Source organism: Actinotalea sp., from assembly GCF_041597215.1.
GTDB lineage: Bacteria > Actinomycetota > Actinomycetes > Actinomycetales > Cellulomonadaceae > Actinotalea.
The window spans coordinates 24,086-44,755 of the sequence record NZ_JBFHHB010000003.1; the positions used below are offsets into that span (position 1 = coordinate 24,086).

33 protein-coding genes are annotated in these 20,670 nt (G+C 68.2%); all 33 read right to left on the minus strand.

Annotated elements, in window-relative coordinates; all coding sequences use genetic code 11:
* Positions 1 to 22: 22 nt before the first annotated feature.
* The 33 genes from ABWK99_RS00665 to rpsL all read right to left on the minus strand — a co-directional run bounded on the left by ABWK99_RS00665 (position 23) and on the right by rpsL (position 20,262).
* Positions 23 to 1,021 (minus strand): DNA-directed RNA polymerase subunit alpha, encoded by a 999-nt coding sequence (locus tag ABWK99_RS00665; RefSeq protein WP_372592760.1) that lies wholly within the window; start codon positions 1,019 to 1,021, stop codon positions 23 to 25.
* Between the two features lie 99 nt (positions 1,022 to 1,120).
* Positions 1,121 to 1,528, minus strand: coding sequence for a 30S ribosomal protein S11 (gene rpsK, locus ABWK99_RS00670; RefSeq protein ID WP_372592761.1), 408 nt, complete (start codon positions 1,526 to 1,528; stop codon positions 1,121 to 1,123).
* A 67-nt stretch (positions 1,529 to 1,595) separates the two neighbouring features.
* Entirely contained in the window at positions 1,596 to 1,976 is a 381-nt protein-coding gene (rpsM, locus tag ABWK99_RS00675) for a 30S ribosomal protein S13 (protein WP_372592762.1), read from the minus strand.
* Between the two features lie 184 nt (positions 1,977 to 2,160).
* Positions 2,161 to 2,274: a 50S ribosomal protein L36 gene (gene rpmJ, locus ABWK99_RS00680; protein ID WP_361575239.1), complete on the minus strand. Its 114-nt coding sequence runs from the start codon at positions 2,272 to 2,274 to the stop codon at positions 2,161 to 2,163.
* A gap of 83 nt (positions 2,275 to 2,357) precedes the next feature.
* Positions 2,358 to 2,579, minus strand: coding sequence for a translation initiation factor IF-1 (infA, locus tag ABWK99_RS00685; RefSeq protein ID WP_012867920.1), 222 nt, complete (start codon positions 2,577 to 2,579; stop codon positions 2,358 to 2,360).
* 229 nt (positions 2,580 to 2,808) lie between these two features.
* Positions 2,809 to 3,633 (minus strand): type I methionyl aminopeptidase, encoded by an 825-nt coding sequence (gene map, locus ABWK99_RS00690; protein WP_372592763.1) that lies wholly within the window; start codon positions 3,631 to 3,633, stop codon positions 2,809 to 2,811.
* Positions 3,633 to 4,211: an adenylate kinase gene (locus tag ABWK99_RS00695; RefSeq protein ID WP_372592764.1), complete on the minus strand. Its 579-nt coding sequence runs from the start codon at positions 4,209 to 4,211 to the stop codon at positions 3,633 to 3,635. Before ABWK99_RS00695 ends, map begins: the two co-directional genes overlap by 1 nt.
* Positions 4,208 to 5,503: a preprotein translocase subunit SecY gene (gene secY / locus ABWK99_RS00700; RefSeq protein ID WP_372592765.1), complete on the minus strand. Its 1,296-nt coding sequence runs from the start codon at positions 5,501 to 5,503 to the stop codon at positions 4,208 to 4,210. The genes ABWK99_RS00695 and secY overlap by 4 nt, the downstream gene beginning before the upstream one ends.
* Positions 5,504 to 5,668: 165 nt before the next feature.
* Complete coding sequence (gene rplO / locus ABWK99_RS00705) at positions 5,669 to 6,346, minus strand: 50S ribosomal protein L15 (protein ID WP_372592787.1); 678 nt, start codon at positions 6,344 to 6,346, stop codon at positions 5,669 to 5,671.
* A 2-nt stretch (positions 6,347 to 6,348) separates the two neighbouring features.
* The gene (rpmD, locus tag ABWK99_RS00710) at positions 6,349 to 6,531 is read right to left on the minus strand and encodes a 50S ribosomal protein L30 (protein WP_372592766.1); all 183 of its coding nucleotides are present in this window, start codon (positions 6,529 to 6,531) and stop codon (positions 6,349 to 6,351) included.
* Positions 6,531 to 7,169: a 30S ribosomal protein S5 gene (rpsE, locus tag ABWK99_RS00715; protein ID WP_372592767.1), complete on the minus strand. Its 639-nt coding sequence runs from the start codon at positions 7,167 to 7,169 to the stop codon at positions 6,531 to 6,533. The genes rpmD and rpsE overlap by 1 nt, the downstream gene beginning before the upstream one ends.
* 40 nt (positions 7,170 to 7,209) lie before the next feature.
* The gene (rplR, locus tag ABWK99_RS00720; protein ID WP_372592768.1) at positions 7,210 to 7,581 is read right to left on the minus strand and encodes a 50S ribosomal protein L18; all 372 of its coding nucleotides are present in this window, start codon (positions 7,579 to 7,581) and stop codon (positions 7,210 to 7,212) included.
* Between the two features lies 1 nt (position 7,582).
* Positions 7,583 to 8,119 carry a 50S ribosomal protein L6 gene (rplF, locus tag ABWK99_RS00725; RefSeq protein WP_372592769.1) on the minus strand — a complete coding sequence of 179 codons (537 nt, stop codon included), beginning with the start codon at positions 8,117 to 8,119 and terminating at the stop codon, positions 7,583 to 7,585.
* Positions 8,120 to 8,143: 24 nt separating this feature from the next.
* Positions 8,144 to 8,542, minus strand: coding sequence for a 30S ribosomal protein S8 (gene rpsH, locus ABWK99_RS00730; protein WP_372592788.1), 399 nt, complete (start codon positions 8,540 to 8,542; stop codon positions 8,144 to 8,146).
* Between the two features lie 64 nt (positions 8,543 to 8,606).
* Entirely contained in the window at positions 8,607 to 8,792 is a 186-nt protein-coding gene (locus ABWK99_RS00735) for a type Z 30S ribosomal protein S14 (RefSeq protein ID WP_372592770.1), read from the minus strand.
* Between the two features lies 1 nt (position 8,793).
* Positions 8,794 to 9,363, minus strand: coding sequence for a 50S ribosomal protein L5 (gene rplE, locus ABWK99_RS00740; protein ID WP_372592771.1), 570 nt, complete (start codon positions 9,361 to 9,363; stop codon positions 8,794 to 8,796).
* Positions 9,363 to 9,704: a 50S ribosomal protein L24 gene (gene rplX / locus ABWK99_RS00745; RefSeq protein ID WP_372592772.1), complete on the minus strand. Its 342-nt coding sequence runs from the start codon at positions 9,702 to 9,704 to the stop codon at positions 9,363 to 9,365. The genes rplE and rplX overlap by 1 nt, the downstream gene beginning before the upstream one ends.
* Before the next feature lie 2 nt (positions 9,705 to 9,706).
* Entirely contained in the window at positions 9,707 to 10,075 is a 369-nt protein-coding gene (gene rplN, locus ABWK99_RS00750) for a 50S ribosomal protein L14 (RefSeq protein ID WP_182112032.1), read from the minus strand.
* A gap of 92 nt (positions 10,076 to 10,167) precedes the next feature.
* A complete protein-coding gene (rpsQ, locus tag ABWK99_RS00755; RefSeq protein ID WP_372592773.1) occupies positions 10,168 to 10,464 on the minus strand; it encodes a 30S ribosomal protein S17 in 297 nt (98 codons plus the stop codon).
* Positions 10,465 to 10,478: 14 nt separating this feature from the next.
* Positions 10,479 to 10,721 (minus strand): 50S ribosomal protein L29, encoded by a 243-nt coding sequence (gene rpmC, locus ABWK99_RS00760; protein WP_372592774.1) that lies wholly within the window; start codon positions 10,719 to 10,721, stop codon positions 10,479 to 10,481.
* A complete protein-coding gene (gene rplP / locus ABWK99_RS00765; RefSeq protein ID WP_372592775.1) occupies positions 10,721 to 11,140 on the minus strand; it encodes a 50S ribosomal protein L16 in 420 nt (139 codons plus the stop codon). The genes rpmC and rplP overlap by 1 nt, the downstream gene beginning before the upstream one ends.
* A gap of 2 nt (positions 11,141 to 11,142) precedes the next feature.
* Positions 11,143 to 11,964 carry a 30S ribosomal protein S3 gene (rpsC, locus tag ABWK99_RS00770; protein WP_372592776.1) on the minus strand — a complete coding sequence of 274 codons (822 nt, stop codon included), beginning with the start codon at positions 11,962 to 11,964 and terminating at the stop codon, positions 11,143 to 11,145.
* Entirely contained in the window at positions 11,964 to 12,332 is a 369-nt protein-coding gene (gene rplV / locus ABWK99_RS00775; protein ID WP_372592777.1) for a 50S ribosomal protein L22, read from the minus strand. The genes rpsC and rplV overlap by 1 nt, the downstream gene beginning before the upstream one ends.
* Positions 12,333 to 12,393: 61 nt before the next feature.
* Complete coding sequence (gene rpsS, locus ABWK99_RS00780; protein WP_372592778.1) at positions 12,394 to 12,675, minus strand: 30S ribosomal protein S19; 282 nt, start codon at positions 12,673 to 12,675, stop codon at positions 12,394 to 12,396.
* Between the two features lie 13 nt (positions 12,676 to 12,688).
* Positions 12,689 to 13,525, minus strand: coding sequence for a 50S ribosomal protein L2 (gene rplB, locus ABWK99_RS00785; RefSeq protein ID WP_372592779.1), 837 nt, complete (start codon positions 13,523 to 13,525; stop codon positions 12,689 to 12,691).
* Between the two features lie 34 nt (positions 13,526 to 13,559).
* Entirely contained in the window at positions 13,560 to 13,862 is a 303-nt protein-coding gene (gene rplW / locus ABWK99_RS00790; RefSeq protein ID WP_372592780.1) for a 50S ribosomal protein L23, read from the minus strand.
* Positions 13,859 to 14,557, minus strand: coding sequence for a 50S ribosomal protein L4 (gene rplD / locus ABWK99_RS00795; protein ID WP_372592781.1), 699 nt, complete (start codon positions 14,555 to 14,557; stop codon positions 13,859 to 13,861). Before rplD ends, rplW begins: the two co-directional genes overlap by 4 nt.
* Position 14,558: 1 nt before the next feature.
* On the minus strand, positions 14,559 to 15,221 hold the full coding sequence (rplC, locus tag ABWK99_RS00800; RefSeq protein WP_372592782.1) for a 50S ribosomal protein L3: 663 nt from the start codon (positions 15,219 to 15,221) through the stop codon (positions 14,559 to 14,561).
* Between the two features lie 20 nt (positions 15,222 to 15,241).
* A complete protein-coding gene (gene rpsJ, locus ABWK99_RS00805) occupies positions 15,242 to 15,550 on the minus strand; it encodes a 30S ribosomal protein S10 (protein ID WP_012867945.1) in 309 nt (102 codons plus the stop codon).
* Positions 15,551 to 15,963: 413 nt separating this feature from the next.
* Positions 15,964 to 17,154 (minus strand): elongation factor Tu, encoded by a 1,191-nt coding sequence (tuf, locus tag ABWK99_RS00810; RefSeq protein ID WP_372592783.1) that lies wholly within the window; start codon positions 17,152 to 17,154, stop codon positions 15,964 to 15,966.
* Between the two features lie 119 nt (positions 17,155 to 17,273).
* Entirely contained in the window at positions 17,274 to 19,376 is a 2,103-nt protein-coding gene (fusA, locus tag ABWK99_RS00815; RefSeq protein ID WP_372592784.1) for an elongation factor G, read from the minus strand.
* 41 nt (positions 19,377 to 19,417) lie between these two features.
* Positions 19,418 to 19,888 (minus strand): 30S ribosomal protein S7, encoded by a 471-nt coding sequence (rpsG, locus tag ABWK99_RS00820; protein WP_372592785.1) that lies wholly within the window; start codon positions 19,886 to 19,888, stop codon positions 19,418 to 19,420.
* The gene (gene rpsL, locus ABWK99_RS00825; protein ID WP_372592786.1) at positions 19,888 to 20,262 is read right to left on the minus strand and encodes a 30S ribosomal protein S12; all 375 of its coding nucleotides are present in this window, start codon (positions 20,260 to 20,262) and stop codon (positions 19,888 to 19,890) included. The genes rpsG and rpsL overlap by 1 nt, the downstream gene beginning before the upstream one ends.
* Positions 20,263 to 20,670 lie beyond the last annotated feature (408 nt).

The window sequence follows — 20,670 nt, forward strand, 5'->3', positions numbered from 1 at the left end:
ACGTGCCGTCGGCGGGGCAGCGTCAGGACAGCTCGTCCTCGACGAACTCGCTGTCGTCGTAGTACGCGCTCGGGTCGAAGTCCAGCGGGCTGTCCTTGAGGGACAGGCCGAGGCCCACGAGCTTCTCCTTGACCTCGGTGATCGACTTCGCACCGAAGTTGCGGATGTCCAGGAGGTCCGCCTCACTGCGCCCCACGAGCTCACCCACGGTGTGGATGCCCTCGCGCTTGAGGCAGTTGTAGGACCGGATGGTGAGCTGGAGCTCCTCGATCGGCAGCGCCAGGTCGGCAGCGAGCGCGGCGTCCGTCGGCGACGGCCCGATCTCGATGCCCTCGGCCTCGACGTTGAGCTCACGGGCGAGGCCGAAGAGCTCGACGAGGGTCTTGCCCGCCGAGGCGAGAGCGTCACGCGGGGCCATGCCGGGCTTGGTCTCGACGTCGACGATCAGGCGGTCGAAGTCGGTGCGCTGCTCGACACGCGTCGCCTCGACCTTGTAGGTCACCTTGAGGACGGGCGAGTAGATCGAGTCGACCGGGATACGGCCGATCTCGGTGTCGTACGACTTGTTCTGCTGAGCGGAGACGTAGCCGCGGCCACGCTCGACCGTGAGCTCGACCTCGAGCTTGCCCTTGCCGTTCAGCGTGGCCAGGTGGAGCTCGGGGTTGTGCACCTCGACACCGGCCGGAGGCGTGATGTCGGCGGCCGTGACGGCACCGGGGCCCTGCTTGCGCAGGTACATCACGACGGGCTCGTCGTTCTCCGAGGAGACGACGATCTCCTTGATGTTGAGGATGATCTCGGTGACGTCCTCCTTGACCCCGGGGACGGTGCTGAACTCGTGCAGCACTCCGTCGATGCGGATCGAGGTGACGGCTGCGCCCGGGATCGAGGACAGCAGGGTGCGACGCAGCGAGTTGCCGAGCGTGTAGCCGAAGCCGGGCTCGAGGGGCTCGATGGCGAAGCGGGAACGGAACTCGGAGATGACCTCTTCGGTCAGGGCCGGGCGCTGTGCGATGAGCACGGTGAAGCTCCTCTCAGTGTGCGTCCGCTATTTGACGCATCACGGGGACGTGCACCTGCCGGGCCTCGGTCTGCCCGGCAGGTCAGGGTGATCCGAGGATCAGACGCGACGACGCTTGGGGGGCCGGCAGCCGTTGTGGGCCTGGGGCGTGACGTCCTGGATCGAGCCGACCTCGAGGCCGGTCGCCTGCAGCGAGCGGATCGCGGTCTCACGGCCCGAGCCGGGGCCCTTGACGAGGACGTCGACCTTCTTCATGCCGTGCTCCTGCGCGCGGCGGGCAGCGGCCTCGGCCGCGAGCTGAGCGGCGAACGGGGTCGACTTGCGCGAGCCCTTGAAGCCGACCTGGCCGGAGGAGGCCCAGGCGATGACGGCACCCGAGGGGTCCGTGATCGACACGATCGTGTTGTTGAAGGTGCTCTTGATGTGGGCGACGCCCACGGCGATGTTCTTCTTCTCCTTGCGGCGCGGCTTGCGCGCTGCGGAGGTGGAGCGGGTCTTCGGAGGCATGCTCTGTCCTTACGCTGGTCTGAGGATCGGGAGGGGCGCGCGCGCTGAGGCTGCTGCGCCCGAGGGGCTACTTGCGCCCGGCCTTCTTCTTGCCGGCAACGGTGCGCTTGGGGCCCTTGCGGGTGCGGGCGTTGGTCTTGGTCCGCTGACCGCGCACCGGCAGGCCGCGGCGGTGCCGGATGCCCTCGTAGCTGCCGATCTCGACCTTGCGTCGGATGTCCGCTGCGACCTCGCGTCGCAGGTCACCCTCGAGCTTGTAGTTCCCGTCCAGGTAGTCGCGAAGTGCGACCAGCTCGGCGTCGCCGAGGTCCTTGACGCGCAGGTCCGGGCTGATGCCGGTCGCCTCGAGCGTCTTCTTGGCGCGGGTACGGCCGACGCCGTAGATGTAGGTGAGCGCGATCTCGAGCCGCTTCTCGCGGGGGAGGTCGACGCCGACAAGACGTGCCATCTGGTGCTCCTGTACTGCTCGGAGGTCGTCCGCACGGCCGTCCCGCTGCTGCGGGCCCCGGCCTCCGACCGGGGGTTGCGCCGCGACGAGTCGCGGTGCTGACCGTGCGCTGGTCCGGTGCCCAGGGGCACCGGGGGTCGATCTGCTCCTGCTGCACCCGGCCCTCAGGCCGGACGCCGGGGGTTCAGCCCTGGCGCTGCTTGTGCCGCAGGTTGTCGCAGATGACCATGACGCGACCGTGCCGGCGGATCACCTTGCACTTGTCGCAGACCTTCTTGACGCTGGGCTTGACCTTCATGCTCGTTCCTCCGCCGCCGCACGCGCACGAGGGTGCGACGGGCAGCGGTTCGCTGGGTGCCGACAGGGCTGGGTACGACGGGCTTACTTGTAGCGGTAGACGATCCGGCCGCGGGACAGGTCGTACGGGCTCAGCTCGACCACCACACGGTCCTCGGGGAGGATCCGGATGTAGTGCTGTCGCATCTTGCCCGAGATGTGAGCGAGCACCTTGTGGCCGTTGGCGAGCTCCACGCGGAACATCGCGTTCGGCAGTGCCTCGACCACGCTGCCCTCGATCTCGATGACACCGTCCTTCTTTGCCATGTCCTCCGCTAACTCTGTGATGACTGGACGTACCGGACCGACGGGCGCGGCGAGAGCCACGGTCCAGGTCCGGGACGGGGCGGCGCATCGTCGGCGTGGACGCCGACGAGTCGACTTCCGGTGACGACGAGAGAGCACGCACCCAACGGACCACCTTACGGCATGGAACCCGATGCGCGAAATGGCGTGTCTCCCGCACCTGCGGCGACACCGGCCGTAGGCTTCGCGCTCACTCGGTCCAGGGAGCGATCGTGACCCCTCGGGCCGCGAGGGCCGCCTCGCCACCGTCGGGCGAGGTGAGGACCCAGATGCCCTCCGGGCCGATCGCGACCGTGTGCTCCCAGTGCGCGGCACGCGAGCCGTCCTGCGTGACGACGGTCCAGTCGTCCTCCAGGACGCGGGTCGCGGCAGAACCGCGGGTCAGCATCGGCTCGACGGCGACGCAGAGCCCCGGCTTGATCCGGGCACCGTTCTCCCGCGTGCGGTAGTTGAGCACCTCCGGCGGCTGGTGCATCGCGCGGCCGATCCCGTGGCCGACGTAGTCCTGCACGATCCCGAAGGGCACGGGGCTCGCGTCCACGACGTCCTCGACCGCGTCGCCGACCGCACCGAGGTGCTGCTTCGTCGCGAGGGCGACGAGCCCGGCCCACATCGCGTTCTCGGTCGCCTCGCTCAGCGCGAGGTCCGCCGGGTCCTGCGGGTCGACGACCATGGTGAAGGCCGCGTCCCCGTGCCAGCCCGCGACGATCGCGCCGGCGTCGATCGACACGACGTCTCCCGAGCGGATCACGCGGTCGCCGGGGATCCCGTGCACGATCTCCTCGTTGACCGAGACGCAGATCGTCGCCGGGTACCCGTGGTAGCCGAGGAAGGACGAGACGGCACCGTGCTCGGCGATCGTGGCCGCCGCGACGGCGTCGAGCTCCGCGGTGGTCACCCCGGCACGGGTCGCCTCGCGGACCGCGTCGTGCACGGCCGCGACGACGAGCCCTGCCGCGCGCATCTTGGCGACCTGGGCCCCGGTCTTGTACTCGATCCGTTCCCGCCGGAACATCAGCGGGCGAGCCCGTCGACCGCCGCGAGGAGCCGAGCGGTGATCTCCTCGATCTCGCCCTCGCCGTCGACCCGCACCAGCAGGCCGCGGTCGGCGTAGGCGTGGGTGAGCGGGGCGGTCTGCTCCGCGTAGATGTCCAGGCGGCGGGCGATCGCCTCGGGGGTGTCGTCCTCCCGCCCCTCGAGCTCGGCGCGACGGGCGATCCGCGCCAGCAGCGCCTCCCGGTCCACCACGAGCTCCAGCGCGCCGTCGAGGTGCACCCCGTCCGCCTCGAGCATCCCGTCGAGCTCGACGACCTGGGCCGCGTTGCGCGGGTACCCGTCGAGGATGAAGCCCTCGGCGACGTCCGCCTCGTCGAGCCGCGCGCGCACCATCGCGTTGGTGACCTCGTCCGGGACGAGCTCGCCGCGGGCGGTGTAGGACTGGACGAGAGCACCGAGCTCGGTGGCCTGGGTGATGTTCGCCCGGAAGAGGTCCCCGGTGGAGATGGTCGGGATGCCGAGCGCCTCGGCGAGCCGAGCCGCCTGCGTGCCCTTGCCCGAGCCCTGCGGGCCCATGATGATCAGCCGGATGCTCACCTGAGGAACCCTTCGTAGTGCCGCTGCTCGAGCTGCGCCTCGATCTGCTTCACCGTCTCCATGCCCACGCCGACGATGATGAGGATCGACGTCCCGCCGAAGGCGATCGAGTTCGCCAGGCCGAGCAGGATGAAGACGGTCAGCGGGATGAGGGCGACCAGCGCGAGGTACATCGAGCCGGGAGCCGTGATGCGGGAGATCACGTACTCCAGGTACTCGGCCGTGGGCCGGCCGGCCCGGATGCCCGGGATGAAGCCGCCGTACTTCTTCATGTCCTCGGCGACCTCCTCCGGGTTGAAGGTGATGGCCGTGTAGAAGTACGCGAAGAAGATGATCAGCACGAGGTACGTCAGGACGTACAGCGGGGCGCTGGAGTTGGCGAGGTTCTGCGAGACCCAGATCACCCAGCCGGACGTCTGGTCGCCGAACTGCGCGGCCAGCGCCGGGATCGAGAGCAACGAGCTCGCGAAGATGACCGGGATCACGCCCGCCATGTTGATCTTGATCGGGATGTAGGTGCTCGTCCCGCCGTACATCTTGCGGCCCACCATGCGCTTGGCGTACTGCACGGGGATGCGGCGCTGGGACTGCTCGACGAACACGACCAGCACGATCACCAGGAGGATCACGGCGAGCACCACGAGGAACTTCGAGACACCGCTCGCGCCACCGGCGATCGACCACATCGTCGTCGGGAAGGTCGCGATGATCTGCGTGAAGATCAGCAGGGACATGCCGTTGCCGATCCCCCGCTCGGTGATGAGCTCGCCGAGCCACATGATGAGCGCCGTACCGGCGGTCATCGTGGTGATCATGATGAGGATGGTGAAGATCCCCTGGTCCGGGATCACCGGCACGCTGCAGTTCGGGAACAGCGTCCCGTTGCGGGCCGTGGTGATGATCGTCGTGGACTGCAGGATCGCGAGGCCGATGGTCAGGTACCGCGTGTACTGCGTGAGCTTCGCGTTGCCCTGCTGGCCTTCCTTGTGCAGGGCCTCGAAGCGGGGGATGACCACGCGCAGCAGCTGGATGATGATGCTCGCCGTGATGTACGGCATGATCCCGAGCGCGAAGATCGCGAGCTGGAGGAGCGCGCCACCGCTGAAGAGGTTGACCATGCCGAGCAGGTCGTTCGACGCCGCGTCGGAGACACAGACCTGCACGTTCGTGTAGTCCACGCCCGGCGTCGGGATGAACGAGCCCAGGCGGAAGACCGCCATGATCGTGATCGTGAACAGCAGCTTGCGCCGCAGGTCTGGCGTCCGGAAGGCCCGGGCGAATGCGCTGAGCACCTGTCCTCCTGCTCCGCTCGTGGCGGTTCGTCGTGGTACCGGCAGTGCATCGGTACCGGTGCACCGTGCCGGGGGAACCCTAACGCGGATCGAACACGACAGGGGCCGGGCCAGCTGGCCCGGCCCCTGTCGTGTTCAGTCGTTCATGATCCGCGCGTCCTGCGATCAGTCCTGCGCGACGGTCCCGCCGGCAGCGACGATCTTCTCCGCGGCCGAGGCCGAGACCTTCTGGACCGCGACGGTGAGCTTGACGCTCACGTCGCCGTCACCGAGGACCTTGACCGGCGAGCCCTTGCGGACGGCGCCCTTGGCGACGAGGTCCTCGACCGTGACCGAGCCACCCTGCGGGTAGAGCTCTGCCAGACGGCCCAGGTTCACGACCTGGTACTCCGTGCGGAACGGGTTCTTGAAGCCACGCAGCTTCGGGAGGCGCATGTGCATGGGCATCTGCCCACCCTCGAAACGCTCCGGAACCTGGTAGCGGGCCTTCGTGCCCTTGGTACCGCGGCCGGCCGTCTTACCCTTCGACGCCTCACCGCGGCCCACACGGGTCTTGGCGGTCTTGGCGCCGGGGGCCGGACGCAGGTGGTGCACCCGCAGGGTGCCACCGTTGCCGGACTCCTCGACGGGAGCCTTGGCTGCCTTGGCCGGGGCCTTGGTCGCCTTCGGCTTCTCCTCGGCGGCAGCAGCCTTCGCTGCGGCAGCCTTGGTCGGCTTCTTCTCGGCGGCGGCCTTGGCCGCCGGCTTCTTCTCGGCGGCGGGCGCGTCTGCCGAGGCCTTGGCGCGCGAGGCGCGGGGGGCCTTGGCGACGGGCTCGACGGCCTCGTCCTTGTTCTCTGCCATGGTCACTCGACCTCCTCGACCGTGACGAGGTGCGTCACGGTCGCGACCATGCCGCGGATCTCCGGTCGGTCCTCCTTGACGACGACGTCGCCGATGCGCTTGAGGCCGAGGGTCCGCAGCGTCTCGCGCTGGTTGAACTTGCCGCCGATGGCGGACTTCTTCTGCGTCACCTTGAGCCGGGCCATCAGGCACCTGCCTTCGCGGCGATGCCGGCGGCCTGGGCCTTCAGCATGTACGCCGGGACGACGTGCTCCATCGAGAGGCCACGACGAGCGGCGACCGCAGCGGGCTCCTCGAGCCCACGCAGGGCCGCGACGGTGGCGTGCACGATGTTGATGGCGTTCGACGAACCCATCGACTTCGAGAGCACGTCGTGGATGCCCGCGCACTCGAGCACCGCACGCACCGGACCGCCGGCGATGACACCGGTACCCGGGGAGGCGGGGCGCAGGAAGACGACGCCGGCAGCGGCCTCGCCCGTGACGGGGTGAGGGACGGTGCCCTGGATGCGGGGGACGCGGAAGAAGCTCTTCTTCGCCTCCTCGACACCCTTGGCGATCGCTGCGGGCACCTCCTTGGCCTTCCCGTAGCCGACGCCGACGGTTCCGTCACCGTCGCCCACGACGACGAGGGCGGTGAAGCTGAAGCGCCGACCACCCTTGACGACCTTGGACACGCGGTTGATGGTCACGACGCGCTCGATGAAGGCGCTCTTCTCGGCCTCGCCACGACGGTTGTCGCGACGGTCGCCACCGCGCTCGCGGCGGTCGCCGCCAGCGGCGCCGGCCTGGCCGCCTGTGTTGCTGCGCTGCGGTGCAGCCATCAGTGCTTCCTCTGCTTCCGAACGGACTGGAGTCGGGGGGTCACAGGGCGAGCCCGCCCTCGCGTGCGCCGTCTGCGACAGCCGCGACCCGCCCGTGGTACTTGTTGCCCCCACGGTCGAAGACGACCGCGCCGACACCGGCGGCCTTGGCGCGCTCGGCGACGAGCTCGCCCACCTTGCGGGCCTTGGCGGTCTTGTCACCGTCGAAGGCACGCAGATCGGCCTCGAGGGTGGACGCGGAGGCCAGCGTGCGACCGACAGCATCGTCCACGACCTGCGCGACCATGTGACGGGCCGAGCGGGACACGACGAGACGCGGGCGGACGGCGGTGCCGACGACCTTCTTGCGCAGGCGCAGGTGACGGCGCGCTCGCTGAACGGCCTTCCCCTTGCCACGGATGGTGAGTGCCACGTTACTTACCAGCCTTTCCGGCCTTGCGACGCACGACCTCGCCTGCGTAGCGCACACCCTTGCCCTTGTAGGGCTCGGGCTTGCGGATCTTGCGGATGTTCGCGGCGACCTCGCCGACCTGCTGCTTGTCGATGCCGCTGACCGAGAACTTGGTCGGGGACTCGACCTGGAACGCGATCCCCGACGGAGCGGAGACCACGACCGGGTGGCTGAACCCGAGCGCGAACTCGAGGTCGGAGCCCTTGGCCACGACGCGGTACCCGGTACCGACGATCTCGAGCTTCTTGGTGTAGCCGTCGGTGACACCGACGACGAGGTTCGACAGCAGCGTGCGGGTGAGCCCGTGCAGCGAACGCGAGGCGCGCTCGTCGTCGGGACGGGTCACCACGAGGGTGCCGTCCTCCTGAGCCACCTGGATGGGCGACGGGATCGTGTGGGTGAGCGTGCCCTTGGGGCCCTTCACCGTCACGGCTGCACCGTCGATCGTGACGTCCACGCCGGCGGGAACCGGGACGGGGACCTTGCCGATTCGGGACATGGTTCTCTCCTCTCGGTTCTCGGGTTACCAGACGTAGGCGAGGACTTCCCCACCCACGCCCTTCGTTGCGGCCTGCTTGTCGGTCAGGAGGCCGGAGGAGGTGGACAGGATCGCCACACCCAGGCCGCCCAGCACGCGGGGCAGGTTGGTCGACTTCGCGTAGACACGCAGACCCGGCTTGGAGACCCGGCGCACACCGGCGAGCGAACGCTCACGGCTGGGGCCGAACTTCAAGTTGATGGTCAGCGTCTTGCCCACGGTCGCGTCAGCCACGCTCCAGCCGGAGATGTATCCCTCGGCCTGGAGGATCTCCGCGATGTTGCCCTTCAACTTCGAGTAGGGCATCGACACGGAGTCGTGGTACGCGGAGTTCGCGTTGCGCAGACGCGTCAGCATGTCTGCGATCGGATCAGTCATCGTCATTGGGCTCAAGCCCTTCCTCACCGCGGTATCCGGTGGCAGTGCCACCGGACCAGCGACGTAGTTGTTACCAGCTGCTCTTGGTCACACCGGGAAGCTCGCCGCGGTGCGCCATCTCACGCACGCAGATACGGCAGAGGCCGAACTTGCGGTACACCGCGTGCGGCCGGCCGCAGCGCTGGCAGCGGGTGTAGCCGCGGACAGCGAACTTCGGCGTACGCGACGCCTTCTGGATGAGCGCGGTCTTCGCCATGTCAGAGCTCCTTGAAGGGGAAGCCGAGGCGACGGAGAAGCGAACGGCCCTCGTCGTCGGTGGTCGCGGTCGTCACGATCGTGATGTCCATGCCACGAACCCGGTCGGTACGGTCGGGGTCGATCTCGTGGAACATCACCTGCTCGGTCAGGCCGAAGGTGTAGTTGCCCTTGCCGTCGAACTGCTTGGGCGACAGTCCGCGGAAGTCGCGGATACGGGGAAGCGCGAGCGACACGAGCCGGTCGGTGAACTCCCACATCCGGTCGCCGCGCAGCGTCACGTGGGCGCCGATCGGCATGCCCTCGCGCAGCTTGAACTGGGCGATCGACTTGCGGGCCTTGGTCACCTGCGGCTTCTGGCCGGTGATGGCGGTCAGGTCCTTGATCGCACCCTCGATGAGCTTGGAGTCCTTGGCGGCCTCCCCCACACCCATGTTCACGACGATCTTGACCAGGCGCGGGACCTGGTGGACGTTGGCGTGCCCGAACTCCTCACGCAGGCCGGGGAGGATCTCCTCGGCGTAGCGCGTCTTGAGGCGCGGGACCGCAGTGGTCTCGGTGGTGGTGGTCATCAGATGTCCTTACCGGAGCGCTTGGCGACGCGGACCCGCACCTCGCGGGTACGGCCGTCACGCTCGATCTGCTCGGTGCGGTACCCGACCCGGGTGCCCTTCTTCGTCTCCGGGTCGACCAGCATGACGTTGCTGACGTGGATCGGGGCCTCGACGGTCTCGATGCCACCGGTCGCGGTGCCACGCGCGGTCTGGCCGGCCTTGACGTGCTTGGTCACGCGCTGCACGCCCTCGACGATCAGACGGTCGGAGTCCTTGAGGACCTCGAGCACCCGACCCTGCTTGCCGCGATCGCGACCCGAGATGACGACGACGAGGTCGCCCTTCTTGATCTTGGCCATGGTCAGAGCACCTCCGGTGCCAGCGAGATGATCTTCATGAACTTCTTGTCGCGCAGCTCGCGCCCGACCGGGCCGAAGATGCGGGTCCCACGGGGCTCGCCGTCGCCCTTGAGGATCACGGCGGCGTTCTCGTCGAACTTGATGTACGAGCCGTCAGGACGGCGGCGCTCCTTGGTGGTGCGCACGATGACAGCCTTGACGACGTCGCCCTTCTTGACGTTGCCGCCGGGGATGGCGTCCTTGACCGTCGCGACGATGACGTCGCCGATTCCGGCGTAGCGACGGCCGGAGCCGCCGAGCACACGGATGCAGAGGATCTGCTTCGCACCCGTGTTGTCGGCGACCTTGAGTCGCGACTCCTGCTGGATCATTGTCTACCTACTCCTGTCGTCTGCTGGTTCTCGATCGGTGTGCCGAACGAGCCTTGCCGAACGGATGTATGGGGGTACGGCCGTGGTGCGGACTACCTGGCCTTCTCGAGGATCTCCACCACACGCCAGCGCTTGGTCGCCGACAGGGGACGGGTCTCCATGATCATGACCAGGTCGCCGGTCCCGGCCGCATTGGCCTCGTCGTGCGCCTTGACCTTGCTCGTGCGACGAAGGACCTTGCCGTAGAGCGGGTGCTTGACCCGGTCCTCGACCTCGACCACGACGGTCTTGTCCATCTTGTCGCTGACCACGTAGCCGCGCCGCGTCTTGCGGTACGGACGTGCCTCGGCTGCCGCCTGGACGGCGTCGCCCTGTGCTTCGGTACTCATCGTTGACCTCTCGCTCACTGCGCGCTCGAGCCGGGTGCGGTACGGATTCCGAGCTCGCGCTCACGCAGGATCGTGTAGATCCGCGCGATGTCCCGGCGTACGGCCTTGAGGCGGCCGTGGCTCTCCAGCTGGCCGGTGGCCGACTGGAAACGGAGGTTGAACAGCTCCTCCTTGGCCTTCTTCAGCTCGGCGACGAGCGTGTCGTCGTCCATGGCGTCCAACTCGGTCGGAGCAAGCTCCGCAGACCCGATAGCCATCAGTTGCCACCACCCTCGCGTACCACGAACCGGCACTTCATCGGGAGCTTGTGCATCGCACGCCGCATGGCCTCACGGGCCAGGGGCTCGTCGACGCCGGCCAGCTCGAAGAGCATGCGACCGGGCTTGACGTTGGCGATCCACCACTCGGGGGAACCCTTACCGGAACCCATGCGGGTCTCCGCCGGCTTCTTGGTGAGCGGGCGGTCCGGGTAGACATTGATCCAGACCTTGCCACCACGCTTGATGTGGCGGGTCATGGCGATACGAGCAGCCTCGATCTGGCGGTTCGTGAGGTAGGCGGGCTCGAGAGCCTGGATGCCGTACTCGCCGAACGCGATCGTGGTGCCACCGCTCGCCGCGCCGGAGCGCGACGGGTGGTGCTGCTTGCGGTGCTTCAGCCTGCGCGGGACCAGCATGCTCAGGCCTCCGTTCCGGTGGTCGGTGCCTCGGCAGCCGGTGCCGCAGCAGCGGCGGGAGCCTCGGCGGCGTCGCGGTCACGACGGGGGCCGCGCGGGCGGTCGCCGCCACGGTCACCACGGTCGGAACGCGGACCGCGGGGTCCACGCGGAGCGGCCGTGGCCTGCTCGCGAGCGAACTCCTTCTCGGTCATGTCGCCCTTGTAGATCCAGACCTTGACGCCGATCTGGCCGAAGGTCGTCTTGGCCTCGAAGAGGCCGAAGTCGATGTTCGCGCGCAGCGTGTGCAGCGGCACACGACCCTCGCGGTAGAACTCCGAACGGCTCATCTCGGCACCGCCGAGACGGCCGGAGCACTGGACCCGGATGCCCTTGGCGCCGGCACGCTGGGCGGACTGCATGCCCTTGCGCATCGCACGACGGAAGGACACACGGCTCGCCAGCTGCTCGGCGATCCCCTGCGCGACGAGCTGGGCCTCGATCTCGGCGTTCTTGACCTCGAGGATGTTCAGCTGCACCTGCTTGCCGGTGAGCTTCTCGAGCTCCCCGCGGATGCGGTCTGCCTCGGCGCCACGGCGACCGATGACGATGCCGGGGCGTGCCGTGTGGATGTCGACGCGGACGCGGTCACGCGTGCGCTCGATCTCCACCTTGGCGATTCCGGCACGCTCGAGCCCCGTGCTCATGAGCTTGCGGATCTGGACGTCCTCACGGACGTAGTCGCGATACCGCTGCCCAGGCTTGGTGCTGTCGGCGAACCAGCGCGACCGGTGGTCGGTGGTGATGCCGAGGCGGTACCCGTGCGGGTTGACCTTCTGGCCCACTAGCGGGTCCTCTCCTTCTTCTGAACCGGCGCGACGACCACGGTGATGTGGCTCGTGCGCTTGAGGATCTGGCTCGCCCGCCCCTGGGCGCGCGGCCGGAAACGCTTGAGGGTCGGGCCCTCGTCGACGTAGGCCGCGCTGACCACGAGGGACGCGACGTCGAACGCCTCGCCCGCCCGGTCAGCCTTGACCCGTGCGTTGGCGATGGCCGACTCGACCACCTTGAGGACCGTCTCGCCCGCGGCCTGCGGCGCGAACTTCAGCGTCGCCACGGCCTGCTCGGCCTGCTTGCCACGGATGAGGTCCACGACGCGCCGGGCCTTCTGGGGCGTGACGCGGACGAACCGCGCCTGCGCCTTGGCTTCCATTGCTGTCCTGCCTTCTTGTGTCGTCATAGGAGTTCTCCCGAGGGATCGCTGCTGACCGAGGTCAGCGGCGACGTCCCTTGCGGTCGTCCTTCTCGTGGCCGCGGAAGGTCCGCGTGGGGGCGAACTCGCCGAGCTTGTGGCCGACCATCGACTCGGTCACGAAGACCGGGACGTGCTTGCGGCCGTCGTGCACGGCAAAGGTGTGACCCAGGAAATCCGGGGTGATCATCGACCGGCGGGACCAGGTCTTGATGACCGTCTTGAGGCCCTTCTCGTTGTGAGCGTCCACCTTCTTCTGCAGGTGGCCGTCCACGAAGGGGCCCTTCTTCAGGCTACGTGGCATCAGTCAGGTCCTCTCAGCGCTTCTTGCCGGTGCGACGGCGACGGACGATGAGCTTGTCGCTCGGCTTGTTCGGGCGCCGGGTGCGCCCCTCCGGCTGGCCCCACGGGCTCACCGGGTGACGACCACCGGACGTCTTGCCCTCACCACCACCGTGCGGGTGGTCGATCGGGTTCATGGCGACACCACGGACGGTCGGGCGCTTGCCCTTCCAGCGCATGCGGCCGGCCTTGCCCCAGTTGATGTTCGACTGCTCGGCGTTGCCGACCTCGCCGATCGTCGCACGGCAGCGCGCGTCGACGTTGCGGATCTCCCCGGACGGCATACGCAGCTGCGCGTAGGGCCCGTCCTTGGCGACCAGCTGCACCGAGGTGCCCGCCGAGCGGGCGATCTTCGCGCCGCCACCGGGCTTGAGCTCGATCGCGTGGATGACCGTACCGGTGGGGATGTTGCGCAGCGGGAGGTTGTTGCCCGGCTTGATGTCAGCCGATGCGCCGTTCTCCACCACGTCACCCTGCGACAGCTTGTTCGGCGCGATGATGTAGCGCTTCTCGCCGTCGGCGTAGTGCAGCAGCGCGATGCGCGCCGTGCGGTTGGGGTCGTACTCGATGTGCGCGACCTTCGCCGGCACGCCGTCCTTGTCGTGGCGACGGAAGTCGATCACCCGGTAGGCGCGCTTGTGCCCGCCACCCTGGTGCCGAACCGTCACTCGACCGGAGCTGTTGCGCCCACCGTTCTTCGACAACGGACGGACGAGCGACTTCTCCGGCTCGGATCGCGTGATCTCGACGAAGTCGGCGACGCTGGCGCCGCGGCGACCCGGCGTCGTCGGCTTGTACTTGCGGATTCCCATGCCTCAGTCCTTGATCTGTGTCGTCGGTCCGGCGTCAGCCGACCGGCCCGCCGAAGATGTCGATGGTTCCCTCGCGCAGGGTGACGATCGCGCGCTTGGTGTCCTTGCGCCGACCGAGCCCGAACTTGGTGCGTCGGGCCTTGCCCTTGCGGTTTGCGGTGTTCACCGACGAGACCTTGACACCGAAGATCTGCTCGACGGCGATCTTGATCTCGGTCTTGTTGGCGCTGGGGGCCACGAGGAACGTGTACTTGCCCTCGTCGAGAAGGCCGTAGCTCTTCTCGGAGACCACCGGAGCGACGAGGATGTCGCGCGGGTCCTTGTTGAGCGTCGTCACTTCGACTCCTCCACATCGAGCTCGAGTGCCTCGGTCGAGGTGGCGACGGCCTTCGCGCCACGGCCCGTCGGACGGTCCAGGAAGGCCGTCAGCGCGCTGCGGGTGAAGACGACGTCGTCGGAGACGAGCACGTCGTAGGTGTTGAGCTGGTCGGCCGGCAGCAGGTGGACCTGCTCGGCGTTGCGCAGCGACTTCCACGAGACCTCGTCGTTCCGGTCGAGGACGACCAGGACGTGACGGCGACCCGAGAGCATCGCCAGCACGGCGGTTGCATCCTTGGTCGACGGCTTGTCGAGGACCCCGAAGGACTCGACGACGTGGACGCGTCCGGCACGGGCCCGGTCGGACAGGGCACCGCGCAGGGCGGCAGCCTTCATCTTCTTGGGCGTCCGCTGGGAGTAGTCGCGCGGCTGGGGGCCGTGCACGACGCCACCGCCGGCGAACTGAGGAGCGCGGGTCGAGCCCTGACGGGCGCGGCCGGTGCCCTTCTGCTTGTAGGGCTTCCTGCCTCCACCGGAGACCTCGCCGCGGGTCTTCGTCGCGTGCGTGCCCTGACGGGCGGCAGCGAGCTGGGCCACGACGACCTGGTGGATGAGCGGGATGTTCGTCTGGACGTCGAACACCTCGGCGGGGAGGTCGGCCGTGCCGGCCTTCTTGCCCTTGGCGTCGATGACGTCGACGGTCAGCGTGCTCATGTCACGCCCCCTTTGCAGCGGTACGCACCACGACGACGCCGCCCTTGGGGCCGGGAACTGCGCCCTTGACGAGCAGCAGACCCTTCTCTGCGTCGACCGCGTGCACGGTCAGGTTCTGGGTGGTCTGGGTGTCGTGACCCATGCGACCGGCCATCCGGAGGCCCTTGAACACGCGCGACGGCGTCGAGGCGCCACCGATCGAGCCGGGCTTGCGGTGGTTGCGGTGCGAACCGTGGGAGGCGCTGACGCCCTTGAAGCCGTGACGCTTCATGACACCGGCGAAGCCCTTGCCCTTGGTCGTGCCGGTCACGTCGACCACCTGGCCGGCGGCGAAGGCCTCGGCGGTGATCTCCTGACCGAGCGCGTACTCGGCGGCGTCCGGCGTGCGGATCTCGGCCACGTGGCGGCGCGGGGTGACCCCGGCCTTCTCGAAGTGGCCCTTGAGCGGCTGGCTCACCTTGCGGGGGTCGATCGCACCGAAGGCGAGCTGGACCGCGGCGTAGCCGTCGGTCTCCTGGCTGCGCACCTGGGTGACGACGTTCGTGCCCACCTGCACGACGGTGACGGGCACGAGGCGCCCGCTCTCGTCCCACAGCTGGGTCATGCCGAGCTTGGTGCCCAGCAGGGCCGTGATCGGCCGAGCGTTCTGGGGAAGCGTAGTCATCGTGATCTCCTGCCCCAGCCTCAGAGCTTGATCTCGATGTTCACGTCCGCAGGCAGGTCGAGTCGCATGAGCGAGTCCACCGCCTTCGGCGTGGGATCGATGATGTCGATGAGGCGCTTGTGCGTGCGCATCTCGAAGTGCTCGCGGCTGTCCTTGTACTTGTGCGGCGACCGGATGACGCAGAAGACGTTCTTCTCCGTCGGCAGCGGCACCGGGCCCACGACCGTCGCACCAGCGCGTGTCACCGTGTCGACGATCTTGCGCGCCGAACTGTCGATGACCTCGTGGTCGTAGGACTTGAGCCGGATGCGGATCTTCTGTCCCGCCATGGCGTCGTCTGACTCTCTCTCTCGTACCGCTGAACCTGTCCGACCCCCGCACTCGGGCGTGTCGCGTGTCGCGACATACCTTCGCGCTGCGCACCGGCGGTGCGAGGTCGTTGGATGCTGTGTGAGCCGGCCACCTGCCGTGAAGGCACGAGTCCTGGCCCTGCAGTCTGCTGGTGCCCAGCCGCGCAACGGCTCCTGATCATCCCGGACGAACCAGGGCGACCCGCGGCACTCATCGGCACCGGGCAACCTGAACAGTGTGCCAGACGCATGGCGGAAAGGCCAATCGCGCCCGACGGATAGGGGAAACAGCTGTCGGCCTGGTCCTGCCCTCCCCCCGCGCCGAGGCGTTGGGGAAGGGCAGGACCGGCACGACGAGGGCCCGGACGCGCAGCGCCCGGGCCCTCGGGGTGTCACTTGAGGATCTTGGTGACCTTGCCCGAGCCGACGGTGCGGCCACCCTCACGGATGGCGAAGCCGAGGCCCTCCTCCATGGCGATCGGCTGGATCAGCTCGACCGACATCTCGGTGTTGTCGCCGGGCATGACCATCTCGGTGCCCTCGGGCAGCGTGATGACACCGGTGACGTCCGTGGTCCGGAAGTAGAACTGCGGACGGTAGTTCGAGTCGAACGGGTTGTGACGGCCGCCCTCGTCCTTGGCCAGGATGTAGACCTGGGCCTCGAAGTTGGTGTGCGGGGTGATCGTGCCGGGCTTGGCGACGACCTGGCCGCGCTCGACGTCCTCACGCTTGATGCCGCGGAGCAGGAGGCCACAGTTCTCGCCGGCCCACGCCTCGTCCATCTGCTTGTGGAACATCTCGATGCCGGTGACCGTGGTCTTCTGCGCGGCACGGATGCCGAGGATCTCGACCTCCGAGTTGATCGCGAGCTTTCCGCGGTCGACCTTGCCGGTCACGACGGTGCCACGGCCGGTGATGGTGAAGACGTCCTCGATCGGCATGAGGAACGGCTTGTCCATGTCGCGGACGGGCTCCGGGACGGACTCGTCGACGGCCTCGAGGAGCGCCTCGACGGACTTGGTCCACTCGGGGTCGCCCTCGAGCGCCTTGAGGCCCGACACGCGGACGACGGGGGCGTTGTCGCCGTCGAAGCCCTGCGCCGAGAGGAGCTCACGGACCTCCATCTCGACGAGCTCGAGGATCTCCTCGTCGTCGACCATGTCGGACTTGTTGAGCGCCACGAGCAGGTAGGGCACGCCGACCTGACGGGCGAGCAGGACGTGCTCACGCGTCTGGGCCATCGGGCCGTCGGTGGCGGCGACCACGAGGATGGCGCCGTCCATCTGCGCGGCACCCGTGATCATGTTCTTGATGTAGTCGGCGTGACCGGGCGCATCGACGTGCGCGTAGTGACGCTTCTCGGTCTGGTACTCGACGTGCGCGATGTTGATCGTGATACCGCGCTGCTTCTCCTCGGGCGCCTTGTCGATCTCGTCGAACGGCGTGAAGGGGTTCAGGTCGGGGTACTTGTCGTGCAGCACCTTCGAGATGGCAGCGGTCAGCGTCGTCTTGCCGTGGTCGACGTGACCGATGGTCCCGATGTTGACGTGCGGCTTGGTCCGCTCGAACTTGGCCTTCGCCACTGGTGTCCTCCTCGGACTGGGTAGTTGTGCCGAACGATGCAGGTGCCGGGTGACTCCTGCGGGGCGTGCGGGTCGCTACAGGTGGATGGGTGTGATGGGTGGTGAACCGACCTGTGGGACTACTCGCCCCGGGTCTTCTTGATGATCTCCTCGGCGACGTTCCGAGGAACCTCCGCGTAGGTGTCGAACTGCATCGAGTACACCGCGCGACCCTGGGTCTTCGACCGCAGGTCACCGACGTAGCCGAACATCTCCGAGAGAGGAACCTGGGCGCGGACGACCTTGACGCCCGTGGCGTCCTCCATCGAGTGGATCATCCCACGGCGCGAGTTGATGTCGCCGATGACGTCGCCCATGTACTCCTCGGGCGTACGGACCTCGACGGCCATGACCGGCTCCAGGAGGACGGGGTCAGCCTTGCGGACCGCCTCCTTGAGGATCATCGAGCCGGCGATCTTGAACGCCATCTCCGAGGAGTCGACGTCGTGGGCCGCACCGTCGAGCAGGGTCGCCTTGATGCCGACCAGCGGGAAGCCGGCGAGGACGCCGAGCTCCATCGCGGACTGCACACCGGCGTCGACGCTCGGGATGTACTCGCGCGGGACGCGACCACCCGTGACGGCGTTGACGAACTCGTAGAGCTCGCCCTCCTCGGACTCCAGCGGCTCGAAGGTCATCTGGACCTTGGCGAACTGGCCGGAGCCACCCGTCTGCTTCTTGTGGGTGTAGTCGATCTTCTCCACCTTGCGGCGGATCGTCTCGCGGTAGGCCACCTGCGGCTTGCCGACGTTCGCCTCGACCTTGAACTCGCGGCGCATGCGGTCGACCAGGATGTCCAGGTGGAGCTCGCCCATGCCGCCGATGACGGTCTGGCCGGTCTCCTCGTCGAGGCGCACCCGGAAGGTCGGGTCCTCCTCGGCGAGCTTCTGGATCGCGACGGAGAGCTTCTCCTGGTCGCCCTTGGTCTTCGGCTCGATGGCGACGTCGATGACCGGCTCGGGGAACGTCATCGACTCGAGGATGACCTGGTTCGACGGGTCGGACAGCGTGTCGCCGGTCGTCGTGTCCTTGAGGCCGATGAACGCGTAGATGTGGCCGGCAGCGGCCTCCTCGACGGGGTTCTCCTTGTTGGAGTGCATCTGGAAGAGCTTCCCGATGCGCTCCTTCTTGCCCTTGGTCGAGTTGACGACCTGGGCGCCCGTCGGCACCTTGCCCGAGTAGACCCGGACGTAGGTGAGCTTGCCGAAGAACGGGTGCGTGGCGACCTTGAACGCCAGAGCCGAGAAGGGCTCGGACGTCTTGGGCTCGCGACGGACCTCGGACTCCTCGTCGCCCGGCTTGTGGCCGATGACGGCGGGGACGTCGAGCGGGGAGGGCAGGTAGTCCACCACGGCGTCGAGCATGGGCTGGACGCCCTTGTTCTTGAACGCCGACCCGCACAGGACCGGGTAGGCCTGGCTGGAGATGGTGAGCTTGCGGATGCCGGCCTTGATCTCGGCGACCGTGAACTCCTCACCGCCGAGGTACTTCTCGAGAAGCTCCTCGTCGGCCTCGGCGACGGCCTCGATCAGGGCTGCGCGGTACTCCGCGGCCTTCTCGACCAGGTCGGCGGGGATCTCCTCGGTGGAGTACGCCTCGCCGAGCTTGGTCTCGCCGTGCCAGACGAGCGCCTTCTGCTCGACCAGGTCGACGACCCCGATGAAGTCACCCTCGGAGCCGATCGGCAGCTGGAGGACCAGCGGCTTGGCCTTGAGGCGGTTCACGATGGTGTCGACCGTGTAGTAGAAGTCGGCGCCGAGCTTGTCCATCTTGTTGACGAAGCAGATGCGCGGGACGACGTACTTGTCGGCCTGGCGCCACACCGTCTCGGACTGGGGCTCGACGCCCTCCTTGCCGTCGAACACGGCGACCGCACCGTCGAGGACGCGGAGCGAACGCTCCACCTCGACGGTGAAGTCGACGTGCCCGGGGGTGTCGATGATGTTGATCTGGTTCTCGTCCCAGAAGCAGGTCGTCGCGGCGGACGTGATGGTGATGCCGCGCTCCTGCTCCTGCTCCATCCAGTCCATCGTGGCGGCGCCGTCGTGGACCTCGCCGATCTTGTAGGTGATCCCCGTGTAGAAGAGGATCCGCTCGGTCGTCGTGGTCTTGCCGGCATCGATATGAGCCATGATGCCGATGTTGCGGACCTTGGTCAGGTCGGTCAGCACGTCGAGTGCCACTGTGAAGCCCTTCTCGTGGGTTCTGCGCCGGGACGCGGGGATTACCAGCGGTAGTGCGCGAACGCCTTGTTCGACTCGGCCATCTTGTGCATGTCCTCGCGACGCTTCACTGCGGCACCCAGGCCGTTGGAGGCGTCGAGGATCTCGTTCATCAGGCGCTCGGTCATCGTCTTCTCGCGGCGGGCGCGGGAGAAGTCGACGAGCCAGCGCAGCGCCAGCGTGGTCTGGCGGACGGGGCGGACCTCGACCGGGACCTGGTAGGTCGCGCCACCGACGCGGCGGGACCGGACCTCGAGCGAGGGCCGGACGTTCTCCAGCGCGCGCTTGAGCAGGACGACGGGGTCGGAGCCGGTCTTCTCACGGGCGCCCTCGAGCGCGCCGTAGACGATGGCCTCGGCCACGGACTTCTTGCCGTCCAGCAGCACCTTGTTGATGAGCTGGGTGACGACAGGGGACCCGTAGACCGGGTCGACGATGAGCGGCCGCTTGGGGGCCGGACCCTTGCGAGGCATTAGCGCTTGTCCTTCTTGGCACCGTAACGGCTACGGGCCTGCTTGCGGTTCTTCACGCCCTGGGTGTCGAGGGCGCCGCGCACGATCTTGTACCGCACGCCGGGGAGGTCCTTCACACGGCCACCGCGCACGAGCACGATGGAGTGCTCCTGGAGGTTGTGACCGACGCCCGGGATGTAGGCGGTGACCTCGACCTGGCTGGAGAGCTTCACGCGCGCAACCTTGCGCAGCGCGGAGTTCGGCTTCTTGGGGGTGGTGGTGTACACGCGGGTGCACACACCACGGCGCTGCGGGCTGCCCTTGAGGGCCGGCGTCTTGGAGTTGGACGTCTTGGACGTCCTCCCCTTGCGCACGAGCTGCTGAATCGTAGGCACTACGTCTCCGTTGCTTGCTCTGGTCGACCGGTGGTTGACCGGTCATGAGGTCCGGGGCTTCCCGTCCCTGGGGTCTTGAGTCCCTCACCGACCCCCGCACTCGGGCGTGTCGGCCCACCTGGGCGCGGCACCGACCGTCCGGATCTGCTGGACGGAGGGACCGCTGGGCGGTGGTCGATCACCCGGCACCGTCGCGATGGGCCTCCCGGAGGGGGCTCGTCGCTCGTGGTGCACGCGCAAGGGCCCGACGGCGCGGGCACGGGGACCTACGGTACCTTCCGCACGCGAGGCCGTCAAAGCGGACCGTCCCTCCCCCGCGTGCGGCCTCCCCCGCGCACCGCAGGGTCCTGCCGAGCACGAGGGCCGTGCCGCGAGCACAACCCTGACGGCCGAGGGCCCGCACCGGAC